Source organism: Mycobacterium sp. TH-M25 (genome assembly GCF_057473665.1).
In genome coordinates this window covers 1-4,865 of sequence record NZ_JBYCLA010000349.1, presented here as the reverse complement: position 1 = coordinate 4,865, position 4,865 = coordinate 1, and the positions used below count along the sequence as shown (strand labels likewise).

Genomic DNA, 4,865 nt, shown 5'->3' with positions numbered 1-4,865 from the left:
CCCGCACGCCCCCGCCGCCGACCGACGCGCAGAGTGTCGAGTGGCTCAAGCAGCTGGCTGCCGCGAAACCGGCGAGCATGCAAGGGTTTCACGCGTGCAGCCCCTCGTCGGCGGTGTGCAACCCCGATAAGCCGGGGATGGCCATCAGCCATGCAACCAGAATAAACCCCACGACACATCGACTGGACGCGCTTTCGTCTGCCCGTAGTCTGAACATGATGCGGCATTACTACTCGGCGGATGCGATTCGCGCGGCTGAAGCGCCGCTGTTGGCCGGGTTGCCCGACGGCGCGCTGATGGCGCGTGCTGCCTACGGATTGGCGACCGCGATCATCAGCGAGTTGACCGCCCGCACCGGGGCAGTGGCGGGGCGGCGGGTGTGCGCGGTCGTCGGTTCCGGAGACAACGGCGGTGACGCGCTGTGGGCAGCGACCTATTTGCGGCGTCGCGGAGTGGCCGCCGACGCCATCCTGCTGAAGCCGGAGCACACCCATTCCAAGGGACTGGCCGCTTTCCGCGCAGCCGGCGGGCGGATCGTCGAACGCGTCAACGTGTGGACCGACCTGGTGATCGACGGGGTCGTCGGCATTTCCGGCTCCGGTCCGCTGCGACCGGACGCAGCCGAGGTCTTCGAAGCCGTCAGGGCGCACGGGATCCCGGTGGTGGCCGTCGACATCCCTAGTGGCATCGACGTCGCGACCGGTGCGATCAACGGGCCGGCCGTGCTCGCCGCGCTGACCGTCACGTTCGGCGGCCTCAAACCGGTCCATGCGCTGGCCGACTGCGGGACCGTGCAGCTCATCGACATCGGCCTTGACCTGCCCGATACCGACATCATCGGCTTCGAAGCGGGCGACGTTGCGGCACGCTGGCCGGTGCCGGGGCCGCACGACGACAAGTACTCCCAGGGTGTCACGGGCGTCATAGCCGGCTCGTCGACCTACCCCGGCGCCGCGGTGCTGTGCACCGGCGCCGCCGTCGCAGCGACGTCGGGAATGGTCCGCTATGCCGGCAGCGCGCGCAGTGTGGTCCTGGCGCACTGGCCGGAGGTGATCGCCGCGCCCACGCCGGCCGCGGCCGGTCGGGTCCAGGCGTGGGTCGTCGGGCCCGGGTTGGGCACCAACGAAACCGGGGCTGCCGCGCTGTGGTTCGCAGTGCAGTCCGACTTGCCCGTGCTCGTCGACGCCGACGCGTTGACCATCCTGGCCGCGCACCCGGACATGCTTGCCTCCCGTCACGCCCCGACGGTGCTGACCCCGCACGCCGGTGAGTTCGCCCGACTGGCCGGTGGGCCGCCCGGTGACGACCGTGTCGGGGACACCCGCAGGCTGGCCGACGCACTCGGGGCGACCGTGCTGCTCAAGGGCAACGTCACCATCGTCGCCGATCCTGGTGGCCCGGTCTACCTCAATCCGGCCGGGCAGTCGTGGGCCGCCACCGCGGGCTCCGGCGACGTGCTGTCCGGGATGATCGGCGCCCTGCTGGCCGCCGGCTTACCCTGCGCCGAGGCGGCAGCAGCAGCAGCGTTCGTTCATGCCCGGGCCGCGGCGCTGTCGGCGGCCGACCCGGGGCCCGGGCACGCACCGACTTCGGCTTCACGAATTCTCGACCACATTCGCGCTGCATTAGCAGCGCTCTAACCGAAAGGAATCATCTATGCCGCAACACCCGTCCATGCCCGCGCACGCCATCGCCCCCGCCTACACCGGTCGGTTGTTCACCACGCCGGTGGCCGCACTGCGGCTCCCCGAGGAGTCGATGGACCCCGACGCCGCCTACCGCTTCATTCACGACGAGCTGATGCTCGACGGCAGTTCGCGGCTGAATCTGGCCACCTTCGTCACCACCTGGATGGATCCCCAGGCGGGCCGGTTGATGTCGGAGACGTTCGACAAGAACATGATCGACAAGGACGAATACCCGGCGACCGCGGCCATCGAACAACGTTGTGTCTGCATGATTGCCGACCTGTTCCACGCGGACGGCCTGCGCGACGACGACCCGTCCAGCGCCACCGGGGTGTCGACCATCGGGTCCAGCGAGGCGGTGATGCTGGGTGGGCTGGCCATGAAGTGGCGGTGGCGGGAGAAGGTCGGCAAAGGATGGAAGAAGCGCACCCCGAACCTGGTGATGGGCTCCAACGTCCAGGTCGTCTGGGAGAAGTTCTGTCGCTACTTCGACGTCGAACCGCGCTACCTGCCGATGGAGGAGGGACGCTACGTCATCACCCCCGAGCAGGTGGTCGACGCCGTCGACGACGACACCATCGGCGTGGTGGGGATTCTCGGTACCACCTACACCGGCGAACTCGAACCGATCGCCGAGATCTGCGCGGCGCTGGACAAACTGGCGGCCGGCGGAGGGGCGGACGTTCCGGTGCACGTCGACGCCGCCAGTGGGGGCTTCGTGGTGCCCTTCCTGCAACCCGAGCTGAAGTGGGACTTCCGGCTGCCCCGGGTCGTCTCGATCAACGTCAGCGGGCACAAGTACGGGCTGACCTACCCCGGCGTGGGTTTCGTCGTGTGGCGCAGCAAGGAGTACCTACCCGAAGACCTGGTCTTTCACGTGAACTACCTCGGCGGCGACATGCCGACTTTCACGCTGAACTTCTCGCGCGCCGGTAATCAGGTGGTGGGCCAGTACTACAACTTCCTGCGGCTCGGCCGCGAGGGCTACACGCAGGTGATGCAGACCCTGTCGCAGACGGCGCGCTGGCTCGGCGAGCAACTGCGGACCGGCGAGCACTGCGAGATCATCTCCGACGGCTCGGCGATTCCGGTGGTCAGCTTCCGGCTGGCCGCGGACCGCGGATACACCGAGTTCGACGTCTCGCACGAGCTGCGCGGATACGGCTGGCAGGTTCCGGCGTACACCATGCCGGACAACGCCACCGACGTATCGGTGCTGCGCATCGTCGTGCGGGAAGGCTTCTCGGCCGACCTGGCCCGGGCGTTTTACGACGACGCTCGCAGCGCCCTGGCCAGCCTCGACAAGCTCAAGCCCGGTGGGCACTACCGCGCGGAGCACTTCGCGCACTGACCGCGACGTTCGGCGAGAGTGCGACTGGCGACACATCGTGCGAGTAACGGTGTCGGTGGTTGCACTTTCGCGGCGGGCCGCGACTGTCTGGGACAATGGCGGCCGTGTCTGCAACGCCGATCTCCCTGACGCCCGGTGTGCTCGCCGAGTCCGTCGTGGATCTGGGCGCCGTCGCCCACAACGTGCGGGTGCTGCGCGAGCGCGCCGGTAACGCGCAGGTGATGGCCGTGGTCAAGGCCGACGGCTACGGCCACGGCGCCGTCGAAGTGGCCCGGACCGCCTTGGCCGCCGGTGCTGCCGAACTCGGTGTCGCCACCGTCGCCGAAGCGCTCGCACTGCGTGCCGCAGGTCTCACCGCGCCCGTGCTGGCTTGGCTGCATCCGCCCCGCATCGACTTCGGTCCGGCGCTGCGGGCCGACGTGCAGATCGCGGTGTCCTCGTCGCGCCAATTCGACGAGGTCGTCGGTGCGGCCCTTCGCACCGGCCGCACCGCAGCGGTGACGCTCAAGGTCGACACCGGGCTGAATCGAAACGGAATCCCGCTGTCGCAGTACCCCTCGATGCTCGAGGCGTTGGCGCCCGCCGTCGCCGCGGGCACCATCCGCCTACGCGGCCTGATGTCGCACATGGTGTATGCCGACCAGCCCAACAACCCGATCAATAACCTTCAAGCGCAACGCTTTACCGATGTCGTGGCCCTGACGCGCGAGAAGAACGTGCGGTTCGACGTCGCCCATCTGTCGAATTCCTCGGCCACCATGTCGCGGCCCGACCTCGCCTTCGACCTGGTCCGTCCAGGAATCGCGCTGTACGGACTGAGCCCGGTGCCGACCTTGGGCGCGATGGGTCTTATGCCGGCAATGACGGTGAAATGCTCTGTCGCGCTGGTTAAATCCATTCGCGCCGGCGAAGGTGTGTCATACGGACACACCTGGATCGCGCAGCAGGACACCACGGTGGCGCTGATGCCGATCGGCTATGCCGACGGTGTGTTCCGATCGCTGGGCGGACGGTTGGAGGTGCTGATCAACGGCCGCCGCCGCCCCGGTGTCGGGCGCATCTGCATGGACCAGTTCCTGGTGGATCTCGGGCCCGGCCACGTCGACGGCGCCGAAGGCGACGAGGCGATCCAGTTCGGCCCCGGCACCGGCGGTGAGTCGACCGCTCAGGAGTGGGCAGACCTGCTCGACACCATCCACTACGAGGTGGTCACCAGCCCGCGTGGACGCATCGTCAGAACCTATCGCGAGGCTGAAAAGCATTGAGCGACGACATTTTTGACGTATTCCGTATCGGCAATCCCGGGCGGGGGCGCTGGCTTGCCGGTGCTGCCGGAATCGGCGCCGTCGGCACCATCGCGGGAGCGACGGTAGCCCGCACGATGCTCAATCGGCGTGCGGTGGTCGACGATCCGTTCGCCCACGAGGATTTCGAGTTGCTGGACTACGACCGCAGTTTTCTGGTGACCACCCCTGACGGCGTACACCTTTCGGTTCGCGAGGTCGGGCCCACCGACGCGCCGATGACCGTCGTGTTCGCCCATGGTTTCTGTCTTCGTATGGGGGCCTTTCACTTTCAGCGGATCCGGCTGTCCGAGGAGTGGGGTCCGCAGGTTCGGATGATTTTCTACGACCAGCGCGGCCATGGTCGCTCCGGGGAAGCGGCACCGGAGACCTATACGATCACGCAGTTGGGTAAGGATCTGGAAACCGTGCTTCAGGTGATCGCGCCACGCGGGGCGATCGTGCTGGTCGGGCATTCCATGGGCGGAATGACGGTGCTGGCGCACGCACGCCAATTCCCGGAGCGGTACGGAAGCCGGATCA

General features: G+C 67.8%; 4 protein-coding genes. All 4 read left to right on the top strand.

What is annotated here, in order from left to right:
• Positions 1–218 precede the first annotated feature (218 nt).
• Positions 219–1,640 (top strand): NAD(P)H-hydrate dehydratase, encoded by a 1,422-nt coding sequence (locus AC2VOU_RS11780; protein WP_486957543.1) that lies wholly within the window; start codon positions 219–221, stop codon positions 1,638–1,640.
• A gap of 16 nt (positions 1,641–1,656) precedes the next feature.
• Positions 1,657–3,039: a glutamate decarboxylase gene (gene gad / locus AC2VOU_RS11775; protein ID WP_486957542.1), complete on the top strand. Its 1,383-nt coding sequence runs from the start codon at positions 1,657–1,659 to the stop codon at positions 3,037–3,039.
• Between the two features lie 104 nt (positions 3,040–3,143).
• On the top strand, positions 3,144–4,304 hold the full coding sequence (alr, locus tag AC2VOU_RS11770; protein WP_486957541.1) for an alanine racemase: 1,161 nt from the start codon (positions 3,144–3,146) through the stop codon (positions 4,302–4,304).
• Positions 4,301–4,865, top strand: a 565-nt coding sequence (locus tag AC2VOU_RS11765) for an alpha/beta fold hydrolase (protein ID WP_486957540.1), incomplete at its 3' end; no start/stop codon positions are given. The genes alr and AC2VOU_RS11765, both read left to right, overlap by 4 nt.